The 24,667-nt window shown below is 43.6% G+C and carries 21 protein-coding genes; 10 read left to right on the top strand and 11 right to left on the bottom strand.

Features of this window, described 5'->3' with window-relative positions; translation table 11 throughout:
- Positions 1–72: 72 nt before the first annotated feature.
- Together wrbA and arsC are read right to left on the bottom strand one after the other, a co-directional pair.
- On the bottom strand, positions 73–663 hold the full coding sequence (wrbA, locus tag BZA03_RS14780; RefSeq protein WP_075177999.1) for an NAD(P)H:quinone oxidoreductase: 591 nt from the start codon (positions 661–663) through the stop codon (positions 73–75).
- Positions 663–1,016, bottom strand: a complete 354-nt coding sequence (gene arsC / locus BZA03_RS14775) for an arsenate reductase (glutaredoxin) (RefSeq protein WP_110289170.1) — start codon at positions 1,014–1,016, stop codon at positions 663–665. Before arsC ends, wrbA begins: the two co-directional genes overlap by 1 nt.
- Before the next feature lie 218 nt (positions 1,017–1,234).
- On the opposite strand from arsC, the gene BZA03_RS14770 reads away from it, so the two are divergent.
- Positions 1,235–1,747, top strand: coding sequence for a TlpA disulfide reductase family protein (locus BZA03_RS14770; protein WP_110289169.1), 513 nt, complete (start codon positions 1,235–1,237; stop codon positions 1,745–1,747).
- Between the two features lie 17 nt (positions 1,748–1,764).
- Here the strand turns inward: BZA03_RS14770 and BZA03_RS14765 are convergent, their stop codons facing one another.
- Positions 1,765–3,228, bottom strand: coding sequence for a M48 family metalloprotease (locus tag BZA03_RS14765; protein WP_014949664.1), 1,464 nt, complete (start codon positions 3,226–3,228; stop codon positions 1,765–1,767).
- 344 nt (positions 3,229–3,572) lie between these two features.
- Between BZA03_RS14765 and BZA03_RS14760 the strand changes: the two genes are divergently transcribed.
- On the top strand, positions 3,573–4,646 hold the full coding sequence (locus BZA03_RS14760; RefSeq protein WP_110289168.1) for an AI-2E family transporter: 1,074 nt from the start codon (positions 3,573–3,575) through the stop codon (positions 4,644–4,646).
- Positions 4,647–4,806: 160 nt separating this feature from the next.
- On the opposite strand, the gene bcp is transcribed toward BZA03_RS14760, so the two are convergent.
- Positions 4,807–5,271, bottom strand: coding sequence for a thioredoxin-dependent thiol peroxidase (gene bcp, locus BZA03_RS14755; RefSeq protein WP_110289167.1), 465 nt, complete (start codon positions 5,269–5,271; stop codon positions 4,807–4,809).
- Positions 5,249–5,812 (bottom strand): glycine cleavage system protein R, encoded by a 564-nt coding sequence (locus BZA03_RS14750; RefSeq protein ID WP_014949661.1) that lies wholly within the window; start codon positions 5,810–5,812, stop codon positions 5,249–5,251. The genes bcp and BZA03_RS14750 overlap by 23 nt, the downstream gene beginning before the upstream one ends.
- Before the next feature lie 178 nt (positions 5,813–5,990).
- On the opposite strand from BZA03_RS14750, the gene dapA reads away from it, so the two are divergent.
- The 6 genes from dapA (at position 5,991) to BZA03_RS14720 (ending at position 13,535) form a co-directional block, all read left to right on the top strand.
- Positions 5,991–6,875, top strand: coding sequence for a 4-hydroxy-tetrahydrodipicolinate synthase (gene dapA / locus BZA03_RS14745; RefSeq protein WP_110289166.1), 885 nt, complete (start codon positions 5,991–5,993; stop codon positions 6,873–6,875).
- A 12-nt stretch (positions 6,876–6,887) separates the two neighbouring features.
- Positions 6,888–7,991: an outer membrane protein assembly factor BamC gene (gene bamC / locus BZA03_RS14740; protein ID WP_110289165.1), complete on the top strand. Its 1,104-nt coding sequence runs from the start codon at positions 6,888–6,890 to the stop codon at positions 7,989–7,991.
- A 12-nt stretch (positions 7,992–8,003) separates the two neighbouring features.
- Entirely contained in the window at positions 8,004–8,717 is a 714-nt protein-coding gene (gene purC, locus BZA03_RS14735; protein ID WP_014949658.1) for a phosphoribosylaminoimidazolesuccinocarboxamide synthase, read from the top strand.
- Positions 8,718–8,905: 188 nt separating this feature from the next.
- Positions 8,906–9,781, top strand: a complete 876-nt coding sequence (locus tag BZA03_RS14730; protein WP_110289164.1) for a DMT family transporter — start codon at positions 8,906–8,908, stop codon at positions 9,779–9,781.
- Positions 9,782–9,951: 170 nt separating this feature from the next.
- Positions 9,952–11,136, top strand: a complete 1,185-nt coding sequence (locus BZA03_RS14725) for a diguanylate cyclase (protein ID WP_110289163.1) — start codon at positions 9,952–9,954, stop codon at positions 11,134–11,136.
- 65 nt (positions 11,137–11,201) lie between these two features.
- On the top strand, positions 11,202–13,535 hold the full coding sequence (locus BZA03_RS14720; RefSeq protein WP_110289162.1) for an EAL domain-containing protein: 2,334 nt from the start codon (positions 11,202–11,204) through the stop codon (positions 13,533–13,535).
- Between the two features lie 37 nt (positions 13,536–13,572).
- On the opposite strand, the gene BZA03_RS14715 is transcribed toward BZA03_RS14720, so the two are convergent.
- A complete protein-coding gene (locus BZA03_RS14715) occupies positions 13,573–14,670 on the bottom strand; it encodes an NADH:flavin oxidoreductase (RefSeq protein ID WP_014949654.1) in 1,098 nt (365 codons plus the stop codon).
- Between the two features lie 650 nt (positions 14,671–15,320).
- Between BZA03_RS14715 and BZA03_RS14705 the strand changes: the two genes are divergently transcribed.
- Positions 15,321–15,563 (top strand): DUF2164 domain-containing protein, encoded by a 243-nt coding sequence (locus BZA03_RS14705; protein ID WP_014976673.1) that lies wholly within the window; start codon positions 15,321–15,323, stop codon positions 15,561–15,563.
- A gap of 82 nt (positions 15,564–15,645) precedes the next feature.
- Here BZA03_RS14705 and BZA03_RS14700 read toward each other — a convergent pair whose 3' ends face one another.
- The 5 genes from BZA03_RS14700 to ubiG all read right to left on the bottom strand — a co-directional run bounded on the left by BZA03_RS14700 (position 15,646) and on the right by ubiG (position 21,611).
- On the bottom strand, positions 15,646–16,383 hold the full coding sequence (locus tag BZA03_RS14700; RefSeq protein WP_014949651.1) for an SDR family oxidoreductase: 738 nt from the start codon (positions 16,381–16,383) through the stop codon (positions 15,646–15,648).
- Positions 16,384–16,497: 114 nt separating this feature from the next.
- On the bottom strand, positions 16,498–16,770 hold the full coding sequence (gene yfaE / locus BZA03_RS14695) for a class I ribonucleotide reductase maintenance protein YfaE (RefSeq protein ID WP_110289161.1): 273 nt from the start codon (positions 16,768–16,770) through the stop codon (positions 16,498–16,500).
- Between the two features lie 12 nt (positions 16,771–16,782).
- The gene (gene nrdB / locus BZA03_RS14690; protein WP_014949649.1) at positions 16,783–17,913 is read right to left on the bottom strand and encodes a class Ia ribonucleoside-diphosphate reductase subunit beta; all 1,131 of its coding nucleotides are present in this window, start codon (positions 17,911–17,913) and stop codon (positions 16,783–16,785) included.
- A gap of 122 nt (positions 17,914–18,035) precedes the next feature.
- Positions 18,036–20,357, bottom strand: a complete 2,322-nt coding sequence (nrdA, locus tag BZA03_RS14685; RefSeq protein WP_110289160.1) for a class 1a ribonucleoside-diphosphate reductase subunit alpha — start codon at positions 20,355–20,357, stop codon at positions 18,036–18,038.
- A gap of 549 nt (positions 20,358–20,906) precedes the next feature.
- The gene (ubiG, locus tag BZA03_RS14680) at positions 20,907–21,611 is read right to left on the bottom strand and encodes a bifunctional 2-polyprenyl-6-hydroxyphenol methylase/3-demethylubiquinol 3-O-methyltransferase UbiG (RefSeq protein WP_110289159.1); all 705 of its coding nucleotides are present in this window, start codon (positions 21,609–21,611) and stop codon (positions 20,907–20,909) included.
- Positions 21,612–21,913: 302 nt separating this feature from the next.
- Between ubiG and gyrA the strand changes: the two genes are divergently transcribed.
- Positions 21,914–24,628 carry a DNA topoisomerase (ATP-hydrolyzing) subunit A gene (gene gyrA, locus BZA03_RS14675; protein WP_014949646.1) on the top strand — a complete coding sequence of 905 codons (2,715 nt, stop codon included), beginning with the start codon at positions 21,914–21,916 and terminating at the stop codon, positions 24,626–24,628.
- The last annotated feature ends 39 nt before the right edge of the window (positions 24,629–24,667 follow it).

Here is a 24,667-nt window from a genome sequence, read left to right as displayed (position 1 = left end):
ATGTCTCCGAAACAATTTGTTTTTTAATGTTCTTTATAAGGTCTACGTTTTATGCGCCAAATAACGTAACTGTTAGGCGTTGTCAGCTAGCTTTTTAGCGAACATTGCAAGTCGCTTACCCTGAGCAATGCATAGCGCTTTTTCATCTGCACTCAATTGCTCTGGTGCGCTCAAACTGTGATGAGCGACGTGTGTTACACCGTAAGGGCTGCCACCCATTGTGGTGTTGTGTAGCGCAGGCTCACTGTAAGGTAAACCGCAAATCACCATGCCGTGATGGATAAGCGGAACCATCATGGAAAGTAATGTGGATTCCTGGCCGCCGTGCATGGAAGAAGAAGATGTAAATACACACGCAGGCTTGTCAATCAACGCGCCTTTTAACCATTGACTGCTTGTAGAATCCAGAAAGTGTTTTACTGGCGCTGCCATATTGCCGAAACGCGTAGGACTACCTAACGCTAGGGCACTGCACTGTTCGAGTTCCTGAAGGGAAACCTCGGGTACAACAGTAGATGCCGCGTCATTAGCTGCATCGCTGATACTCTTGACTGTACGTACTATCACAGGAACATCTAATGACGATACTCCTTGGGCGATGGCATCAGCTAATCGCTTTGTGCTGCCGTTGCGGCTGTAATAAAGTACGAGAACAGGTTGCACTATACAATTTCCAATACAGATTCTGGCGGACGACCAATTCTGGCTTTCTCGCCATTTATAACAATGGGACGCTCTATCAACTTGGGCGTGTGAGCCATAGCTTCAAAAAGCGAATTATCAGACAGTGCGCTGTCACCTAAGTTAGCATCTTTATATTCTGCTTCTTTAGTACGCATCATATCTCTAACCGATCCAAGGTTAAGTTTTTTAAATATCTCTTTCAGTTCTTTTGCGTCAAGAGGGTGCTTTAGGTACTCAACAATAACAGGCGCTATACCTTGCTCTTCAAGTAATGCTAGGGTTTGTCTGCTCTTTGAACAGCGAGGATTGTGAATAATGGTAATGTCTGTCATAAATACTCTTGTTCATGATTATATGGATTGGCGCGAACTATTGCGTTTTTGCCATAGAATATCAAGCAGTTTACCGATAACGGGTAATAAATTCGTACTATTCTTTATTTACAGCATCGTTTCTGGAAAACGGTGTTTAAAAAGCGTGGTTGAATTTATGTTAGTGCGCGAAGTTAGAATCTGGCACTATGAAAAAATAGTCAAAATTAGAAGGTTATATGTTGTTGTCACAGCTAAAAAGCAATGCAGGAAAAATAAAGCCTATACTCTTTCTAGTGCTGTTAGCGCTTGTTGCGTTTGCCGGTGCATATACGTATCAGCGTCTTCAACATGACTTTGAAACATTAGATGGAACTGCTTACCTTTGGCAAGATCTTGAGGGGAAGTGGGTTGTGGTAAATTACTTTGCGCCATGGTGTGCACCATGTCTACGAGAAATGCCTGAGCTCGTCACATTTAATCAGTCGCTACCTGACGATACCCGTCTTTTTGCTATTAACTACGACCTTAAAACGAAGCCTGAACTCAAAGCCATGGCTAAGAAGTTTGATATTGAATTGCCTGTTATTGTAAGTTCGCCAGACACTAAACTGCCCATGCAAAAACCCCCTTATTTGCCAGCGACCTTTATTCTTGGACCTGATGGGAAAATAAAAGATACGATAATGGGAGAAATTACGGCAGCGCATCTGCGTCAGCGCCTAGCTGAATTGAAAGGCGCTGACGAATAGCAGGGAAGTGCGATGGTCTAGAGTCGTTGTAAACGCTCTTCTTGGTCGCGAAATTGTTTTATTCTCGCTCTGATTCTTTGTTTTTCAAGGTGATCATCGCCTGCGAAATTATACGCATATTGAAGTTCGTCAACCGCGCGGTTATAAGCACCATACAATGCATATACTTCCGCTTTGCTCTGATGCATTTGCGAGAAACGTTTCGACTTTTGATACGCCTCACTCATCAACTGATGTGCCAGTTGATAATCTTTTTTAACCAGCAGGAAATCTTTAAGTAGAGACACCGCTTCTTCATATTTGTTTGCGCTTATGTAAGCATTGGCCTGGTTCAGCGCCAATACTTGATTTCTAGGGTTATGCGTAACGTGAGGTCTTAGCATTTCAACGGCTTTTAAAGGCTCACCTTGAGAAATATAGATATCTGTCATAGCGTCGAGATAAAAGAGGTTTCCTCTATCTTTTGCTATTAACTCATCCATAATGTCTTTGGCTTTTTCGATTTTTTCGGCGCGCATATAAGCAAGCGCTAAACCATATAATGACGCTTCTTTACTGCGCTGTACGTCTTGAGCCACGGCCGCTTCGAAATATTCTACAGCGTAATCAGCTTTAAACGAGTAGCGTGCCTTTATACGTGCTTTAGCCAACTCGAATTGCTTGTTAATGGGTAAGTAGCGTCTAGGATAGTCACCAGCGCGATTTCTCGCATCAGCAATACGGGTTTCGGTTAAAGGGTGAGTGAGCAGCCTTGCGGGTGGACGAGAAACCATGCGGTACTCTTCCGCCATGGTAGAAAAGAATGAAGCAGCCGCACTCGGATCGAAGCCCGCACGAGCAAGCATTGCGATACCAATTCTATCGGCTTCTTGTTCATTTGAACGGGTATAGTCGATTTGCAATTGTGCAGAGGCTGCGGTTCCCGCCTGCATGGCCGCAATTCCCGCTTCTGGGTTGGCCATAGCAATTAGCACCCCGCCGATAAGTGACGCTAAGGCTAGGGGAGATGAGCGCTGCTGCGCCTGCATACGTCGCGCTATGTGGCGTTGAGTTACGTGAGAAATTTCGTGCGCTAGCACCGAAGCCAGTTCACTTTCATTTTCAGCACGACGCATTAAACCCGTGTGAACACCAATGTGACCGCCAAAAAACGCAAATGCGTTAATGGCATCATTATTTACCCAGAAAAATTCAAAAGGAAATTTGGCGTTGTCAGCATGGACAACCAATCGGTTGCCAACATCCTGTAAATATTCATCCAGCACCGGATCTGAGATTACAGGACTTTGACCGCGCATTTGCCGCATTACGGCATCGCCTACAATCATCTCTTTATCAAGCGATATGGCGTCTGACGCAACAACACCTATTTCAGGTAACGCATTTTTATTGCTGTAATTGGCATCTTGTGCAACAGCCGTTAGGCTCGATGTGAGCACGAAGGAAAGGGCAACCAAAGATGCTGAAAACTTTTTTCTCATGAACCTACAATCATTGTATACGGTTAATACTGCTTAATCCTTAGAGCGCTAAGTTGCTAAACAGTTTCAAATTTTATTTTTTTCTTATATGCATCATTTTCGAAGACACAAGGCAATATCGCCTATGCCATCTCGTTTATGACACGTCAGTTATACCAATGCGACACAAACGCATCCAGTTTATTCTTTTACTCTTGTAACAACCACTCTACACATTAATGCTTATACTGTAAAAACATCATACCAGTTTGATTTTGAAAGATTCTTAAGTGCTACTTATTGCTAAGTGCTAGCGCTATCAACTATGATGCGTGTCCTATTCTTAGTAATTTCTAGGCGTTTATATGATTAGCGTTTTTGGTCGTTGGTACCGACGCAAATTTTCTGATCCTGATGCAGCAATGTTGCTTATCTTGATCCTTTTGACCACGGCAGTGTTGCTATTGTGGGGCGGGCTAATTATGCCTGTGTTGGTTGCAGCAGTGATTGCGTATTTACTCGATTGGCCAGTCTGTCGCTTGGTAAATGTCGGCGTAAGTAGAACGCTCGCCTGCGTCGTTGTAATGCTCGGCTTTATCACTATAACCATATTAACCTTAATTGGCCTTGTTCCAATTATATCAAAGCAAAGCGTTAACTTGATTCAAGAAACGCCGCTAATATGGCAGAAAGCACAAGAATGGATATTAACGCTTCCGGACAAATATCCAGATTACGTTCAGGTATATCAAATCCATCAAATGATGGAAGGTTTAAATGACAAATTGGTTGAGGTGGGCGAAACCCTTATTTCTGCTTCGTTTAGTAATATCGCCAACTTAGCTGCGTTGCTCGTTTACGTGATCCTCGTACCGCTTATGGTGTTTTTCATGCTAAAAGATAAGCTTTTCTTTTTAGACAGCATATCTCGCTTGCTGCCTAAGGAGCGACGCTTAATTACGCAAGTTGGTCACGAAATGAACTCTCAAATTGCCAACTATATTCGCGGCAAAGTGATCGAGATTATAATTGTGGGCGCGGTGAGCTGCGTAACGTTTGTATTGATGGACTTACGTTATGCTATTTTGCTTGGCGTATTGGTGGGATTTTCAGTACTCATTCCGTACATCGGTGCAGCAGTGGTTACTATACCCGTGGCCGTTGTCGCTATGTTTCAGTGGGGTATTTCACCAGAATTTTGGTATTTAATGATAGCGTACGGCATTATTCAGGCGTTAGACGGTAACTTGTTGGTACCGCTGCTATTCTCGGAGGCGGTTAGCTTGCATCCGCTTTATATAATCGTTGCAGTATTAGTGTTTGGAGGTCTTTGGGGTTTCTGGGGCGTATTTTTCGCTATTCCTCTCGCTACCCTAGTGAAGGCGGTAATTACAGCGTGGTCTAGTAACCCCGCTATTGTACCCGAAGAGGCAAAGTAGTTATTCCCATTTGGCGAACCAGTCAGCGCCATCCAGTACGAGATTCAAAACGAGTACTGATTCAAATAGGCGTTATAGGTAAACACTGATACGAATTGAGTAAGTATAAAAAAGCCCCGAAAACATAATGTTATCGGGGCTTTTTAAATTCTATACCGGTTTAGCTGTTTAGATAATCAAGTACTACGGTGTGGTGTTCTTTTGTTTTGAACTTGTTGAAAACGTGCTCAATAACACCGTTTTCATCCACGAGGAATGTTTGGCGATGAATGCCATCATACTCTTTACCCATAAACTTTTTAGGTCCCCACACACCAAAAGCGTCGGCAACGGCGTGGTCTTCATCAGAAAGCAATGTAAAGTTTAGGTTTTCTTTTTCGATGAATTTAGGCAGGCGTTTAACTGCATCTGGGCTAATTCCTATCACAACCACATTGTTCGCCGTTAGTTCTTCGTTTACGTCGCGTAAGCCCTGGGCTTGTACTGTGCAACCTGGCGTCATCGCTTTAGGGTAAAAATAAACCAGTACTTTTTTACCTGCGAAATCAGCTAAAGATACGGTTTCATCATTTTGGTTCTGCAATGAGAATTGTGGGGCTTTATCACCAGCTTGTAACGTTTTCATTGGGATCCTTTTTCTGTTTGTCTACAACTTTGCCTGTCACATTTAACGAAGTGAACAGGGACATTAGATCAGATTCTAGTGCGTCTACATTTTCATTAGAGGGAAGAGAAACAACAAATTTGCAGCGCATGTTGTCTTTACCCGATGTTTTGTCTTTAAATGTGCGTTGTCTAAATGCGCTTATCATTGCATGACGCTCGGCAAAAAAGCCGGTCACCGCTTTAATCAAGCCAGCTGCATCTTCGCCACTAAACTCGACATTAAAAAGATGGGCAAGGTTTTGCTTTTCGTGATGGCTAGTGCGCTTCATCATAGAAAGCAGGTCAAGGCGCTGAAATAGCGCAGGTAAAATACATTCAGCTTTTGTGATAGCGCTTTGCGTTCCTTCTATGATCATGGTCAGCGAGAACTCTTTGCCGTAAATGGCTTGCCTGCTATCTAGAATATTGCACTGAGCTTCTGATACCGTCGTTGCAATTTCGCTTAAAATGCCACTTTTGTCTGTCCCCAAGATGGTGACGATAAGTTGGTGTTTCGACATCTACTTCACTTCAATGTTAATAATGTCGGGATGTTAGCACAGAGTTTTTTTATAAGTCAGCGCCTTTTTCTTGCCTTTGAATAAGATATTGTCAAATTCTTGTCATTTTACTTGCGCTATTACTTGTGTTTAAGCACCGACATATTTACCATGTGCGCTCACATTTTTCGGAGAGATTATGTTTACTGGTAGTTACGTAGCACTCGTCACGCCGATGTTCGAAAACGGCGATATTGATTACAAGTCTTTAGAGAAACTTGTGAAGTTTCATGTAGAGCAGGGCACCCACGGTATAGTGTCGGTTGGAACTACTGGTGAGTCAGCAACGCTACCTTTTGATGAACACATCAATGTGGTCAAAGAAACCGTTGCTATGGCATCGGGAGCGATTCCGGTTATTGCCGGCAGTGGCGCAAACTCTACGGCAGAGGCTATTTTTCTTACAGAGCAATTAGGCTCTACAGGTATAGACGGTTTCCTAAGCGTAGTACCTTATTACAATAAGCCTCAACAGGCGGGTATGTTCGCGCACTTTAATGCAATTGCAGACGCTAGTGACTTACCTGTTATTCTTTACAATGTGCCAGGCCGCACCGTAGCCGACATGCTGCCTGAAACGGTGGCTAAATTAGCAACGCACAAAAATATCGTTGGTCTTAAAGACGCGACTGGCAATATTGCACGCCTTAAGGCTACTCAGCCATTGGTTCCCGATGACTTCGTTTTACTTAGCGGCGATGACGGTTCAAGCTGCGAGTTTATGTGTGAAGGCGGTCATGGCGTTATCTCCGTAACGGCTAACATAGTGCCTAAAGCAATCGCACAAATGTGTGAAGCTGCGCTAGAAAATAATTTTGATAAATGTCGCGATATCGATGAAACCATTAAGTTGCTTCATAGCGAGCTATTTATTGAACCAAATCCAGTAATGCCGAAGTGGGCATTGTATAAAATGGGCATGATGGAAAGCGCAGTTATGCGATTACCTATGGTTTTACCGGAACTATCAAGCCAAAAACGTATCGAAGAACTACTAAAAAAATACGCATTGATTTCTGGTTAATAAGGAACACAGATGAAAAGAACGCTGGCTATAGCAAGTTCAGTAGCAATGGTTGCACTTGCAGGTTGTTCAAGCCAAATAGATAGAAAGACCGCGTCTGGCAGCTACGAATACTTAAAAACTAAAGAACAAGAATCGCTAAAAGTACCTTCTGATTTAGATGCACCTGCTTTTTCTCGTGATTTTGCATTACCTGAATTAGGCCAAGAGGCCGACCCGAAGCTAGTGGGCAAATCTTTGATGATTCGTTCGCCTGCGCTTGTTTTACCATTAGTAACTGGCTCCCACATTGAAGAGGGTAAAAGCTCAGCGACTATCTGGTTTGACCAGGTTGACGATAGCCAACCGTTGAGTAGAGCAATTTGGAACTCGCTTTTAAGCTTCTTAGATGAACAAGGTATCGGTGTAGATAGCTTTAGCCCAGAAGAGAAAGTGCTGGTTACTGACTGGATGGTGATAACTAAAGAATTCGAAGGCCCATGGTATAGCTTTACAGATGAAGAAAGCGAAATCGGTCGACGTTTTGAATTCAGCTTAGACGTTAAACCTCACGGCCGTAGTGCTGCGCTTACTGTTGAATTAAAGGACTATATGCAAACATTGGGCAACGATGTGGTTGCAGAAGTCTCTTCAATGGAAGAGCGTCGCGAAGAAGTTGAGGTGTTGAACCAAGTTGTTGGTCACTATGAGTACCAAATTCAGCTAGCAGAGACACGAAGAATTGCTCGTATACGTCAGGGGATCAATACCGAGATGGGCTTTAATGCCGATGGTGATGCGGCGTATATCGTAGAAGCTAAGTATGATGTAGCGTGGCCAAGAATGCTGTTAGTACTGCGTAAGCTTGGTTTTGACGTTAAAGATTTAGATAAATCAAACGGCCTATTATTTGTCACTTACAATGGTGATCAAGGTAGTTGGTGGGATGGTTTATTCTCAAGCGATAAAGAGTTGCTAAAGAAAGGTGACTATCGTTTGAAAGTTGCAAGAGCGGGTGCAGATCGCACGTCAGTTACCTTCATGAATAATGAAAGTGTACCGTTTGAAGCAAATCAGGTTTCCGACCTTTACAGTGCATTTGCTGAGGTCATGTCAGAAGATAACCTTGATATATAACTGAGACTGAGAATGGAAAAACGCGACGAGCTTTACCGCGGTAAAGCAAAAACTGTTTATTACACTGATGATAGCGATAAACTTATTCTTCACTTTAGAAACGACACATCGGCGTTTGATGGTGAGAAGATTGAACAGCTAGAACGCAAAGGTGAAGTAAACAACAAGTTTAATCACTTTATTATGACAAAGCTTGAAGAAGCAGGCATTGCAACGCAAGTTGAGGCGCTGGTTTCTGACACTGAGTCTTTGGTTAAGAAGCTCGACATGATCCCTGTTGAGTGTGTGGTGAGAAACTTGTCTGCTGGCTCTTTAGTTCGCAGACTGGGTGTGGAAGAGGGCAAAGAGCTTAACCCACCTATTTTCGAGTTTTTCTTAAAGAATGATGCACTTCACGACCCAATGGTAAATGACTACCATATTTTATCATTTGGTTGGGCAACCGAAGCGCAAATTGCTGAAATGAAAGCATTGACCTTCAAGGTTAACAGTGTTTTGAAAGCACTCTTTGATGACGCGGGTATGTTGCTTGTAGACTATAAACTAGAGTTTGGTGTCGACAAAGATGGCAATATCGTACTAGGTGATGAGTTCACACCAGATGGCTGTCGCTTGTGGGATAAAGAAACACGTAAAAAGATGGACAAAGACCGCTTTAGACAAGGTTTGGGCTCTGTAGTCGAGACCTATATTGAAGTGGCTGAGCGCTTAGGCTTATCGCTTTAAAACTCTCATAAAGCAATAACTAATTTAAAGAGGACCTTTCGGTCCTCTTTTTCGTTTTTGGCAGTTTGACCTGTCTACGTCGTTGTAAAATATTGTCTCTTGCGTTTTAGCATTTACTTTTCGATGCATTACGGGATAAGTTAGTGTACTGCTGAGCATTTTTGCGTTTAAAACTAGGGAGATTCGGTTTGTTGAAAACCTTTGTATTGGTCGCTATTGCCATGATTGCATTTGCTGCTAATTCGCTACTTTGCCGCATGGCTCTTGCTAACACCGATATAGACCCTGCTAGTTTTACTATCTTACGCTTAGCGAGCGGGGCGATAGCGTTGTTACTTTTGTCTTCTTATTTCCAACGTCGCAAAAGTGAGAGCGTGCCTTCTCAAGGCCTTTTTCATGGCCTAAAAACCAACGCCAGCGTACTCGGTGGCATTTCGTTGTTCGTTTACGCTATCTGCTTTTCATATGCCTATATTTCAATGTCCACGGGAACGGGGGCACTTTTATTATTTGGTGCCGTGCAACTCACTATGATTTCCGTAGGGTTGTTCAATGGCGAGCGATTTAAAAAATGGCAGTGGTTGGGGTTTGTGTTGGCATTTTTAGGCCTTGTTATCTTACTGTTGCCTAGCGCGGCAGCACCGCCTCTTTTAGCAGGCGCGGTTATGGTTTTGGCGGGTATGGCTTGGGGCGTCTATTCGCTTTTGGGTAAAAAAAGTAGCTCAGCCCTTTTATCTACATCGGGTAATTTCGTCTATGCCGCGTTTTTCTGTGTTCCTTTGGTTGGTGTGGTTTGCTTCGTGGGCGCAGATAATTTTGTCTTAGATAGCGAGGGTGTTTATTACGCGCTTGCATCAGGGGTGTTTGCATCGGGTTGCGGATACGCTATTTGGTACAGCGCGCTTCCCCATATCAAATCAACCACCGCCGCGACAGTGCAACTGAGCGTGCCTGTCATAGCATCGCTGATGGGGTGGATAGCGCTTGGTGAGCCACTCACAATGCAGATCCTGGTTGCTTCAATAGCTACGTTGGGTGGCATCTACTTGGTTATAAAAAAATAGCGTTTTATACGCTACGTTTAAAACAGCAAAAGCGTTATTTTCCGCCGTGGCGAAATAGTTCTATAGAGTTTAATGGGGGAGCGTTAACGCATATTTCTAGACTAAAGAGCAATATTTGAATTTTCCAACAGTGCTAACGTAGTAGATCACCAAATAATGGGAACGCAGTAATGAACGCAGAAGATCCAATAACGATAAGAAATCCAGGCAAATTGTTAACGTTAACTTATGTTATTTCGCTTTCAGTGATCGCGGTACTGTCTCTGGTTGTTCACTTCATGTTAGATGAAGTCATTTCAGAGCAGAACAATACTGGCAAAATTGTTAACGTAAGTGGTCAGCAACGCATGCTTTCGCAAAGAGCCAGTATGTTTGCGGTCGATTACTTGCAAACTGGCGCTCAAAAATCAAAAAGACTCTCTATAGCTGCGATTGAGAAAATGAAGCAAAACCATCAGTTTCTGCTAGCACCACATTTTGAAGCATTATCAAAAGGTCAACCCAGCCCACTTTCTGAAGAACTGTATAACCTCTATTTTATGCCTCCCTCTGATGTAGATAAGAAAATAAAGTTATTTGAAGGCGAGATAAGGGCCGCACTTTCAGAAAATGGTAATGTTGGCGCTGTCCAGTTTTCTAACGGAAGTTTGATGTTTTTACAACTCGCAGAAAGCGACCTGCTAACACCGTTACACAACATTGTTGGGCAATATGAAAAAGAGAGTTTGGAAAAAGTAAACGACCTTAGAAATGCACAAAACGTAGTGTTGGGCATCATTATTCTCACCATATTAGTTGAAGCGTTTTTCATATTTCGTCCAATGGTGGCAAAGGTAAGTCGTTTTGCCACTAAGCTCCAGCGAGACGCTAATTTTGATTACCTATCTGGTTTACTAAATCGACGGGCATTTCAGATTGTTTCCCAACAAGCAATAGCGGCTAGTCACCGCTACAAGCGATCGCTGTCAGTGGTGATGATCGATATCGATTTTTTTAAACGTATCAACGACACTCACGGCCACGACATGGGTGATAAAGCGATTAAACACGTAGCAAAAATTTTAAAAATGTCTTCGCGTAATGCAGATTGCGTAGCGCGCATTGGCGGTGAGGAATTCGTACTTTTATTGCCTGATACCGACCGAGCAGGCGCCTTCAAGTTAGCTGAAAAGTTAAGAGATCGAATAAGTAAAAACCCTCTAGATGTGAACGGGAAGTTTATTGATATCACTGTTAGTGCGGGTGTATCTTATGTAAAAGAACATCATGACACTATTGAGTCAGCACTATCGGAAGCCGATGACGCATTATATAAAGCCAAAGAGAGCGGCAGAAATAATGTCCAACTGGCTTAACCACGCTATTGAAAGCGTGTTGCACAATGTGCGCAATTCGACCGTGTTGGATTTAGGAGTGAGTTGTGCGCACACCCCCGACTATTGTAAATGAACATGAGAGGCTAGCCGCACTCAACAAACTGAGAGTGCTCGATACCCCACCAGAAGAGCGCTTTGACCGTATTACTCGACTAGCGAGTAGCATTTTTGATTGTAGATTCGCATCGGTCACATTTGTCGATGACAGTAGGCAGTGGTTTAAGTCGGCTATTAATCTCGATATGACTGAAACAGAAAGGGATGTCGCCTTTTGTGCCCATGCTATAGCGCAGGACAAAACCTTAGTCGTTCCAGATACTCAAGAGGACCCTCGCTTCAAAAGCAATCCTTTTGTGGTTGGTCATCCTCACATTCGTTTTTACGCGGGTGTTAGGCTGATGATAGAGGGGTTTGCGGTAGGAACGCTATGTGTGTCGGATAATAATCCAAAAATATTCAATTGCGTTCAAATACAGCAATTAGAGCAGCTTGCAAAACTTGTAGAGTCGGAACTACAGCGACAAGAATTCAATGATCTCTCTACTCAGTTGGAAGAGTACCAATTTAAGCTAGCTCAAACACAAAAAATCACCCGTGTGAGGAGCGCTATTTTAGAGAAAGTGGTAAATGCAGAGTCATTGCATACCGTACTCCACGACATTGTGAATGCTATAGAGGCCGAATACACAGATCAAATTTGCAGTATCCTGCTATTAGAAGATGGCAAGCTGAAAATGGGTGCTGCGCCTTCTTTACCCGACTTTTATAACGACGCTATCGATGGCGTTGAGTTTGGTGTAGGTAGGGGATCATGTGGAAATACAGCCGCGACGAACTTACCGACCATTGTTGAAGATATCAGTACGCACCCCTTTTGGACCGATTGGAAAGATTTAGCATTGCGCGCTGGTGTATGTTCTTGTTGGTCACAGCCAATACAAGGAGCTAATGGTGACGCTATTGGTACTTTTGCAATTTATCATAGAGAAAGAGCAGTACCGACAGCGGACGAAATGCGCTTAATCGAACAGTTCGCGCATATCGCTAGCATCGCTATTGAAAGAGAGCTGGCGAATCAACTTATATGGAAGCAAGCCAACTTTGATTCTTTGACAGGACTTCCTAACCGAAACCTTATGTTGGATCACTTACAGTTAGCCATTAAGGCTGCCGATAGAGAGAGCGATAAGGTAGCGGTGATATTCTTGGACCTTGATAATTTCAAAGATATTAATGACACGCTTGGTCACGATATAGGTGATAAGCTTTTAATTGAGTGCGCCAGAAGAATAAAGCAGTGTTTGCGTTCAGATGACACCGTTTCCCGATTAGGCGGTGACGAATTTGTCATTATCCTAAACGGCATTAAAGGCCTAAGTTCTATAGAACTGGTCGTACAAAAGCTACTTGGCGAGATCGTAAAACCTTATAGTTTAGAGCTGGAACGTGTGCATACTAGCGCGAGCCTAGGTGTCACCTTATACCCGGACGACGCAAAAGATGTCAAAGGCCTGTTAAAGAATGCCGACCAAGCGATGTACGGTGCTAAAGATCTCGGTAAAAACAACTATCAGTATTATACCCACGACATGCAAACTGCAGCAATCAAGAGAATGACCTTGTTGAATGATTTGCGCTATGCAGTTAAGAACAAAGAATTGTTTATTGAGTACCAGCCAATTGCATGTTTCAGCAGCCAGAAAGTGATGAAAGCTGAAGCGTTACTTCGATGGCAGCATCCCACGAAGGGGAGAATTACACCAGATGAATTTATTCCACTTGCGGAAGAATCTGGACTCATCATTGATATCAGTAATTGGGTATTTAATGAAGTCTGTGCCAATATCAAACAATGGAAAGCTCAAAACCGTCAAGAGCTGCAGGTGAGTATTAATACGTCACCTAGCCACTACTTCAATTTAGAATCTAATATAACTCAATGGTTAAACCTGCTTTTAGACCAGAAGATCTCTGCGCGTTCTATACTTCTTGAAGTCACGGAAAACTTATTAATGGAAGCCAATGAGATGGTGTCCAAGAAGCTTTTCCAGTTTAGGCAAGCAGGCGTTGATATCGCGTTGGATGATTTTGGTACAGGTTACAGCTCTATTTCTTATTTAAAGCGCTTTCCTACAGACTTTATCAAGATTGACAGGAGCTTTGTGAAGTCGATGACTGACGTTAGCAATGATAAGGTGCTGTGCGAAGCCATTATTGTGATGGCGAATAAACTCGGAATAAAGGTAGTAGCGGAAGGTGTCGAGACACAAGAACAATACGATATTCTAAAAAGCATGGGCTGTGATTATGCGCAGGGTTATTTCATTGCAAAACCGCTCAGCAAATCAGACTTTGAGTCCTTTTGGGAGAGGCACTAGCGCAACTTTGCCGCGCTAGTGCTTAATTTAATAGGGCTTAAGACAGCGTTGCTAACGCTTTACCAGAGTATTGCTCTAGTTCGTTGGTGCGGTTTTCTTTTATTTTGTTTGCCCAGTTCGGATCTTGTAGTAGCGCTCTTCCTACAGCAACCAGATCAAATTCGCCAGCGTCTAAACGTTCAAGTAAATCATCGACTGAGCGAGTGCTGGAATCTTGCCCTTTGAATGCGCCGAAGAAGTCGTCATTGAGCCCAACTGACCCTACCGTTATGGTGGGCTTGCCAGTTAATTTTTTCGTCCAGCCTGCAAGGTTTAAATCACTGCCTTCAAATTCGTTTTCCCAATAGCGGCGCTGAGAACAATGAAAAACATCTACTCCAGCTTCACTTAGCGGCAGAAGAAACTGTTCTAGTTCTTGGGGCGTGTGCGCTAAACGAGCGGTGTAATCTTGTTGTTTCCACTGCGAATAGCGCAGTACGATCGGAAAATCGGGACCGGTTGCATCACGTATGGCTTTAATTATTTCAACCGCAAATCGTCCACGATTTTCCATGTTACCGCCCCAACTGTCAGTTCGCTGGTTTGTGCCTTCCCAGAAGAACTGGTCGATTAGATAACCATGAGCACCGTGAATCTCAATTCCATCCATACCAATAGTTTTGGCATCTGCTGCTGCTTGTGCAAAGGCAGTAATCACGGATTCAATGTGTTCAACGGTCATAGGTTCAGCGCCCTGTTTTCCTGGTTTGAATAAACCTGAAGGCCCTGCACTTGGAAGTTCAGGATAAGGCGCTTTTTCCGCTACCCTCGCCATACCCACGTGCCATAGTTGAGGCATAATTTTCCCACCGACACTGTGAACTTCATCTACCACATTTTTCCAACCGGCTAGCGCTTCATCGCCATGGAATTGAGGGATATTTGCATCCATCGTAGCTACTTTATCGTTTACTGTAGTGCCCTCGGTGATAATCAAACCTGTGCCACCTTGAGCTCGGCGTTTATAGTAACCAGCTACATCGTTGGTAGGTACGCCGTTAGGCGAAAATTGACGAGTCATGGGGGCCATAACAATTCGGTTGGTTAACGATAAGTTGCCCTTTGAGTAAGGCTTAAACAGTGCGTTAGCTGCCATTTTTTGTTCCTGATTTCTTTATTGCAATGGGGGCAGTTTGTATTTTCATCATAGAAAATGAAACGCCGCCATTATTATAGAAGTGTTAAACAAGTCATTAAGTTGGGGATTGTTGAGTCTTGATGTACAACAAAGAATAACTGGCTCTAGTATATCCTGCGTGATGTGTTGCAGGAATAACATGATGGCTACCCAACTAAAAAACTATGGTTGATTCCAGATACTACTGTCGAGTGAGGGCAAGTCAATTTTCAAATGTTGATAGTAAGCCATAAGTAAAAGTGAGCAAAGAGCTCCATATCAGAAGCTCTCTTTCAGATATGAGCAGGCTTAATCTAAAATCTCTACAATTTCCCTTGTGGCTTGAATGAGGCGTACCACTTTGTTTTCAATACGAACTGTTACTAACCCGTCTTCTCCCAAAGGCGCAATGATGCGGGCATGGTTGTAAATATCACGATCTAAACGATTTCCAACGGCTAGCTTTTTTTCCCAACCCGGCGGTAATTCACCTGTTCGTTCATACTTCTTCTCTATACCCGGAGGGAGTGATTTATCTTTATGAGGGTTAGGGTTGGCGCAAGCAGGTAAACTACCGTAAGGTAGAACAAAGAACGTGATATTTTATAAGTGACAAATGAAGGATGACAATGAGTGATATTGCATTTACCCGTGAGGAAAAAGACGCGCTAGTCTCTAAACTGCAACGATATTTTGATGATGAATTAAGCGTGGAACTTGGTCAATTTGACGGAGAATTTCTTCTGGACTTCATTAGTAAAGAAATGGGCGCATCGTTTTATAATAAAGGCGTAAACGACGCGAGAGCCGTTGTTGCATCTCGCTTACAGGTCATTGATGAAGAATTGTATGCCATCGAAAAAGTACTTTAGATTCAGAAATAAATTAAGCCTGCATTTGCAGGCTTAATTATTAGATGGCCAATCTATACCATTACGTTAGAAATGAGCTGTATTAGAGTTCCTGACGGGTAGGTCTGATGATCATTTCGTTTATGTCTACGTCGCCAGGCTGCTCTATGGCAAACGTTACTGCACGTGCAATAGCATCTGCATCGATAGCATCGTCATACATATCATCTGCCATTTGCTTTGAGTCTTTGTGAGAAATGTGGTCAGTAAGTTCTGTCGCCACTGCACCAGGTGAGATGTTGGTAGAGCGAATTTCACCATTTGACTCCCTGCGAATGCCTTCACTTATTGCTTTAACAGCGAATTTAGTTGCGCAATAAACCGTTGCTCCAGGGAACACAACATGACCTGCCACAGAGGAAAGATTGATAATATGCCCGCTTTTTTGCTCTCGCATTTGTCCTAATACCGCTGCTACTCCATACATAACGCCTTTTATATTTACATCTATCATCTGATCCCACTCGTCAACTTTCATCTCGTCAAGCGGAGCGAGTGGCATAAGACCAGCATTGTTGACGAGCACGTCAATACGCCCATAGGCATCTATGGCCGCTTTCGCAAGCGCCTTGACTTCATCCTTTTTCGTGACATCTACCGTTTGATAAGTAGCTTGGCCACCTGAAGATTCAATTTCATCTACAAGTTTTTTAAGACGATCTTCACGGCGGGCGCCCAACACTAATTTAGCACCTTTATCCGCAAGCATTTTCGCCGTTGCTTCTCCAAGCCCGCTACTTGCACCTGTAATGATGACAACTTTTCCAGAAACTTCGCTCATAACATTTTCCTTACGTTTGATTAGTGTTAAGTTGCTACGTAAAACTATTGAAGTGGATTACTCTAACGCGCAGAAACACTGTGAGAGTGATAGTGAGAACGATGAATGAAGATTTTACAGCGTTACTTTTATTTTTAGCGGGCATTTAGCCACGCAACAACAAGGAAGAATTTCATCGTCGTCAATGAAGGCGAGGGGATCTGTGGTGTACTCAACTTCGCCTTCAATTAGCTTTGTGCGGCATGCACCACAAAAGCCTTCACGACAATGGTAGTGAATATGAACGTCCGCTGCTTCAAGGGCGTTTAAGATAGTGGAATCAGAAGGGGAAATAATCGCCCCCACATCGACAACGTCGATGCGGAGTGATTTATCGTTGCTGCTCATTAAGCTGTAGTTTTACAGCTCAAAATCAGCAAAGTCGTCTTCGCTCACGGCAGAGTCGATTTGACCAACAAGATAAGAGCTGATTTCAGACTCTTGAGGTGCCACTTGCACGTTGTCTGAATTCAAATAGTTATTCATCCATGGAAGTGGATTACTGCTTATCTCGAACGGGGTGTCTAGACCAATAGCAGACATACGTTGATTCGCAATGTACTCAACGTACTGGCAAAGAATTTCTTTATTCAAACCAATCATTGAGCCGTTTTGGAACAAGTAGTCAGCCCACTGCTTTTCTTGCTCAACAGCGTTCATGAAGATAGCGCGTGCTTCTTCTTTACATTCTTCTGCAATTTGCGCCATTTCAGGGTCATCTTTACCCTTAGCCCACAAATTAAGGATATGCTGTGTTGAAGATAAGTGCAGATTCTCGTCACGGGCAATCAAACGAATAATCTTAGAATTACCTTCCATCAGCTTCCGCTCAGCGAAAGCGAACGTGCAGGCAAAAGACACGTAGAAACGGATTGCTTCCAGTGCGTTCACCGAGTTCATGCATAGGTAAAGCTTCTTCTTAAGCTCATACATGTTGATAGTGTGTGCAACACCATTCACTGTATGTACGCCTTCACCCTGTGTCTGCCAAAGCTGAGTGGCGAAAATGAGATCATCGTAATATTTAGAAATATCAGCAGCACGTCGCTTAATTTCGTCATTCACTACGATATCTTCGAATATTTCGCTTGGGTCTGAGAACAAGTTTCTCAAAATATGGGTATACGAACGTGAGTGAATAGTCTCGAAGAAAGACCATGTTTCAACCCAAGTTTCTAACTCTGGTAGTGAAATAATAGGCAAGAACGCGATGTTCGGGCTACGGCCTTGCACCGAATCTAACAGGGTTTGGTACTTAAGGTTTGAAATAAAGATGTGCTTTTCTGGGTCGGTCAATTTTTGGAAATCAACACGGTCGCGAGAAACGTCAACTTCTTCAGGGCGCCAAAAAAAGCTAATTTGCTTCTCAATAAGCTTTTCGAATATGGCATGCTTTTGCTGGTCGTAGCGTGCAACGTTTACGGGGTTACCGAAAAACATCGGCTCGATCAATGGATTAGTACTTTGCTGATTAAACGTAGTGTATTTCATGATGGCCTAACTAAAAACTTAATGATTAACGCGTATTATTGTTTGTGTTCTTGCTGCGAAACGTTAATGGCAAATGCAGTTAACTCCTTTTATGCATTTGCCATTTAAACAGGGGGCGTGTTCTAAATCTTACACGCACCACCTGCACAATCATCATCTTCCTCTACAACCACTTCTTCTTGACGTGGCATAGGCTCGCTCGCTTTAGCATCGAGAGCAGATGTGTCTGACGCGCCGTCGCGAGTGTTATGATAGTAAAGTGTTTTAACGCCCAGTTTATACGTAGTAAGAAGATCCTTAAGAAGAAGCTTCATTGGTACCTTGTTACCTTCGTAACGGCTTGGATCGTAGTTGGTATTCGCTGAGATAGTTTGGTCGATAAACTTCTGCATGATACCAACAAGTTGTAGGTAACCATCGTTTGAAGGAATATCCCAAAGTAGCTCGTATTGGTCTCTTAGCGTTTCGTACTCAGGTACAACTTGCTTAAGAACACCATCTTTGCTCGACTTAATGCTGATAAAACCACGCGGTGGCTCAATGCCGTTTGTCGCGTTAGAAATCTGAGAAGACGTCTCTGACGGCATTAATGCTGACAGCGTAGAGTTACGCAAACCGTGAGTTTTGATTTCTTCACGAAGTGCATCCCAGTCGTAGTGAAGTGGTTCATTACATACGCTATCAAGATCTTTCTTATAGCTATCAATTGGCATGATGCCTTGAGAATAAGTGGTTTCGTTAAACTTAGGACACGCACCTTTTTCTTTAGCAAGATTGTTCGACGCTTTTAATAGGTAATACTGCATTGCTTCGAACGTGCGGTGAACTAGACCGTTCGCGCTGTGATCAGAATATTTAACGCCATTTTTAGCAAGGTAGTATGCAAAGTTGATAACACCAACACCCAGCGTACGACGTCCCATCGTTGCGTTATATGCAGCAGGAACGGGGTAGTCCTGGTAGTCAAGCAGGTTATCTAGCGCACGTACTGCAAGGTCAGACAGCTCTTCAAACTCGTCCAGTGACTTAATCGCACCTAAGTTAAACGCTGACAGCGTACATAGTGCAATTTCACCATTCTCATCATTAACGTGCTGAAGCGGCTTAGTAGGTAGCGCAATTTCAAGGCACAGGTTGCTCTGACGAACTGGCGCAACTTCTGGGTTAAACGGGCTGTGCGTATTACAGTGGTCAACGTTTTGTAGGTAAATACGACCTGTGCTTGCACGCTCTTGCATGAACAAGCTGAATAGCTCCATCGCTTTAATTTGCTTCTTACGGATGCTGTCGTCGTTTTCGTATTTAACGTATAGCTCTTCAAACTTCTCTTGGTCAGCGAAGAAGGCATCGTAAAGACCTGGAACGTCAGACGGGCTAAATAGTGAGATATAGCCGTCTTTCATCATGCGCTGGTACATTAGTTTGTTGAACTGAACGCCGTAATCTAGGTGACGTACACGGTTTTCTTCAACACCACGGTTGTTCTTAAGCACTAACAGTGATTCAACTTCCATATGCCAGATAGGGTAGAACAGCGTAGCAGCGCCACCACGAACACCACCTTGTGAACAGCTTTTAACGGCTGTTTGGAAGTATTTGTAGAACGGAATACAACCCGTATGGAATGCTTCACCGCCGCGAATAGGGCTACCTAGTGCGCGTATACGGCCTGCATTTACACCGATACCAGCGCGCTGGCTTACGTATTTAACAATGGCACTTGCCGTTGCATTGATTGAGTCTAAGCTATCGCCGGTTTCGATAAGTACACATGAGCTAAACTGGCGAGTGGGCGTACGTACGCCAGCCATAATAGGTGTAGGCAATGACAGCTTGAATGTTGAAGCGGCATCATAGAAGCGGCGGATGTAGTCCATACGCGTCGCTTTATCGTAATTTGCGAAAAGGCATGCCGCCACTAAGATATATAGGAACTGTGCACTTTCGTAGATTTCACCTGTAACTCGGTTTTGAACCAGGTATTTACCTTCGAGCTGTTTAACTGCAGCGTAGCTGAAGTTCATGTCTCGCCAATGGTCGATATACGAGTCCATTTCAGCGAATTCTTCAGGCGTGTAGTCTTCAAGCAGGTGCTTATCGTATTTGCCCATATCAACCATTTTTCCTACATGCTCAAGTAGGGCAGGCGGCTCAAATTGACCATAGGCTTTTTTGCGAAGGTGGAAAATGGCCAAGCGCGCAGCCAGGTATTGATAATCTGGCGCATCGGTAGAAATAAGATCTGCCGCTGATTTGATCAGGGTTTCATGGATCTCGCTAGTATTGATACCGTCATAAAACTGGATTTGTGCCTTGATTTCAACTTGTGAAACTGAAACGTTTCTAAGTCCTTTGGCTGCCCATGTCACGACTTTGTGGATTTTCTCTAAGTCGATGGACTCTTTTTCACCGTTGCGTTTGGTGACTAATAAGTTGTTGTTCATGTTACTGGCCGTTTGTCTGTTAGCGCTTGATGCGTGGGCTATGTAATGCCCATTTTCATTTTTAATTTATTGAGTGTGAGTGACATTATCACCATTGGCTCACGCCAGATAACAACACACACGAAAGCGGCCTAAACCAATACTGAAAGTACAAAGTAGAGACTGCTCATTTAATTTTTTCACTGCATTTATATTTTCAGCGAGGTTGATGTCACACACTGCATATGGCATTGCCATAATCTCGTTAGCGATCTGTGCGATCCCAGAAAATCTGCATTGGGATCACGTGCTGAATTAAACACAAGATAGTGAGGTTTTAGTCTTAATGCAACCCAATATCTGGTGGTATTTCAAGCACTCAATCTGGCATGAAATTTATGTTAGTAACAACTAACTTTTGAGCGTTCTACAAGCGTAAAATATCTGGATTGCAAGCATTTTTAATAATTTCTTCGACATAAAAATTAATTTATTCTTAGAAAATAGTTTTTATATAAACACGATATATGGTGTTTAAAATATCGCCGCAACCCAATATATAGTGTTAAATTAATTTTGCGCTACTGTATATAGTAAGTAGTTAACGTCGACATTATTCGCAGAGAGATAAAAGCCTTGAGAAATTGGGTCCATGTGTAGACCTGTCATATCTCGAGGCAGCAAACCAGCATGATCGGTCATCGCCATAAGTTCAGATGGTTTGATGAACTTACTGTGATCGTGGGTGCCTTTTGGAACCAGTTTAAGGATATATTCCGCTCCTACGATCCCCATCAGATACGACTTTAGGTTTCGGTTAAGCGTAGAAAAGAAAACATGGCCACCAGGCTTAACCAACTTAGCACAGGCCAATACAACAGAAGCCGGGTCGGGTACATGCTCTAACATTTCCATACAGGTTACCACGTCGAACTGTCCCGCACTTGCTTCTGCGAATGCTTCGGCAGTTGAACATACGTAGTCCACTTTTACACCTGATTCTAAACCGTGCAGCTTCGCTACTTCTAACGACGCTTCAGCCATATCCAAGCCGGTTACCGTCGCGCCTGCACGCGCCATAGACTCTGCTAAAATACCGCCACCACAGCCAATATCGACGACCTTTTTGTCAAACAGGCCTTCACTGTGTTGATTAATGAAGTCTAAGCGAAGTGGGTTAATAAGGTGCAATGGCTTAAATTCGCCTTCTGGATCCCACCAGCGTGAAGCGAGTTCAGAGAACTTATTGATTTCTTGTTGATCGACGTTCGTCATGAGTAAAACAATCCTTAATCTATCTCTTTTTAAGATATCGTAAATCGAGGTTGTGTTTCACTGTTTTTAAACAGAAATAGACAAATTATAAGAAGGGTCGAACGAAAAATAATCGCTTGCCTTTTAGTTGATTAATAAGCGTAATTAAGCGCTACATAATTCTGTCATCAAGTGGTACACTCGAAGCACGATTATGACCCACATAATAATAACAGTGCGCTCCCACGCCTTGTTTTCACAATGATGTGAAGCGAAGTGCTGGATAACGCAGAACAAACCAAGATAAAGGGATTAAGCAGTTTATGTCTGATAACGCTAAAGAAATCCTCCCCGTTAATATTGAGGAAGAGTTAAAGAACTCTTACCTTGATTACGCGATGAGCGTTATTGTCGGGCGAGCCTTGCCTGACGTAAGAGATGGCTTGAAGCCAGTGCACCGTCGTGTGCTGTTCGCAATGAACGAACTGAAAAACGACTTTAACAAGCCATACAAAAAATCTGCCCGTGTGGTAGGTGACGTAATTGGTAAATATCACCCTCACGGTGACTCTGCAGTTTACGACACTATTGTTCGTATGGCCCAACCGTTCTCACTTCGCTATATGCTAGTAGACGGTCAAGGTAACTTCGGATCGGTAGACGGCGACTCTGCTGCTGCGATGCGTTATACCGAAGTTCGCATGGCTAAAATTGCGCACGAGTTACTTGCCGATTTAGATAAAGAGACCGTAGATTTCGTACCTAACTACGATGGTACAGAGCATATTCCTGAAGTATTACCAACGAAGGTGCCTAACCTTCTTGTTAACGGCTCATCGGGTATCGCGGTTGGTATGGCGACGAATATTCCGCCACATAACCTCACCGAAGTGATCAACGGCTGCGTAGCGTTAATTCAAGATCCGTCTATTACCATCGACGACTTGATGACACACATCCCAGGTCCAGATTTCCCAACGGCAGCTATGATCAGTGGGCGCAAGGGAATTGAAGATGCGTATCGCACAGGTCGCGGTAAAATTTATCTTCGTGCTAAGGCGGAAATTGAAACTGACAGCAACGGTAAAGAAACCATTGTTGTTAACGAGATCCCTTACCAGGTTAACAAAGCGCGTCTTATTGAAAAGATTGCTGAACTGGTAAAAGAAAAGCGCATCGAAGGCGTTTCTGCACTGCGAGACGAGTCTGATAAAGATGGTATGCGCATTGTTATCGAAGTTAAACGCAACGAATCTGCCGAAGTCCTACTTAATCATTTATACGCGAATACCCAGCTTCAAACGGTATTCGGTATTAACATGGTTGCGCTTGATAACGGTCAGCCTAAGGTATTCAACCTTAAAGAAACGCTAGAATGCTTTATTCTTCACCGCCGTGAAGTAGTAACACGTCGTACTGTTTTTGAATTACGTAAAGCCCGTGACCGCGCTCACATTCTTGAAGGTTTGGCGATAGCGCTTGCGAACATCGACCCAATTATCGAGTTGATTAAAGCGTCACAAAGCCCAGCAGACGCCAAGAAATCGCTTGTAGCACAAGGTTGGGACTTAGGTGATGTAGCGCAAATGCTTGAGCGCGCAGGCGATGACGCTGCACGCCCTGACTGGTTAATGCCAGAATTTGGTATTCGCGACGGCAAGTACTACCTTACTGAGCAGCAAGCGCAAGCTATTCTTGACCTTCGCTTACACAAGCTAACAGGTCTTGAGCACGAGAAAATTCTAGAAGAGTATAAGCAACTTCTAGAGATCATCGCAGAACTTCTTCACATTCTAAACAGCCCAGAGCGTTTGATGGAAGTGATTCAAGAAGAACTTGAGAAAGTACGTGATGAATTTGGTGATGAGCGTCGAACTGAAATTACGGCAGCAAGTCACGATATTGATATTGAAGATCTTATAGAGCAAGAAGATGTTGTTGTAACGCTTTCTCGCGAAGGTTATGTGAAATATCAAAAACTTACAGACTACGAAGCACAGCGTCGTGGTGGCCGTGGTAAATCAGCAACCAAGATGAAAGATGAAGATTTCATCGAAAGATTATTGGTAGCGAATACCCACGATCACATACTTTGCTTCTCAACCCGTGGTCGTTTGTACTGGTTGAAAGTATATCAGTTGCCGTTTGCTAGCCGTAACGCACGCGGACGCCCAATTGTTAACATCCTACCGCTTGAAGAAAACGAACGTATTACTGCTATTCTTCCTATTAAAGAGTTTGAGGAAGGCAAGTTTGTACTGATGGCGACGGCAAACGGTACGGTTAAAAAGACTGACCTGAGCCTATATTCTCGCCCACGTTCAAGCGGTATTATCGCCGTTAACCTGAACGAAGGTGATGAGCTGATTGGTGTTGATATCACTCACGGTGATGACGACATAATGTTGTTCTCTGATGCAGGTAAAGTGGTTCGCTTCAACGAGAAGCTTCGCGACAGCGAAACCGGTGAAGTTAAGCGTGACCCAGAGACGGGTGAAGAGCTTCTGGCACTTCGTCCTATGGGAAGAACAGCCACAGGTGTTCGCGGTATTCGTCTGCAAGATGGTCAAAAAGTGGTATCACTTATTGTTCCTAAAGGCGACGGCCCAATCCTGACAGCAACAGAGAATGGTTTCGGTAAGCGTACTCCGCTTGAAGATTACCCTGCGAAGAGCCGTGCGACACAAGGTGTTGTATCAATTAAGGTGTCTGAGCGTAATGGTAAAGTGGTTGGCGCGGTTCAAGTAGACGAAACCAATGAAATTATGCTTATTAGTGACCAAGGCACACTGGTTCGTACCCGTGTAGGCGAAGTGTCAGTAGTAGGTCGTAACACACAAGGCGTTCGCTTAATACGTACAGTAGAAGGTGAGCACGTTGTAGGGTTACAACGCATTGAAGAAGTGGAAGAGTTACAAGAATTCGACGAAGACGGTAACCTAATCATTTCAGACGATGCGCCAGAACAAGCAGAAACTGCTGTTCAAGAGCAAGAGAACACCGCAGAAGACGGTGACGGCTCAACGACAGAAGAGTAGGGATAGGGCGCAGGTATTCATACTTGCGCATTATCAGTG

The organism is Alteromonas sp. I10 (assembly GCF_003201515.1).
In the GTDB taxonomy this organism is placed as follows: domain Bacteria; phylum Pseudomonadota; class Gammaproteobacteria; order Enterobacterales; family Alteromonadaceae; genus Alteromonas; species Alteromonas macleodii.
This window is presented reverse-complemented; position numbering and strand designations above follow the sequence as displayed.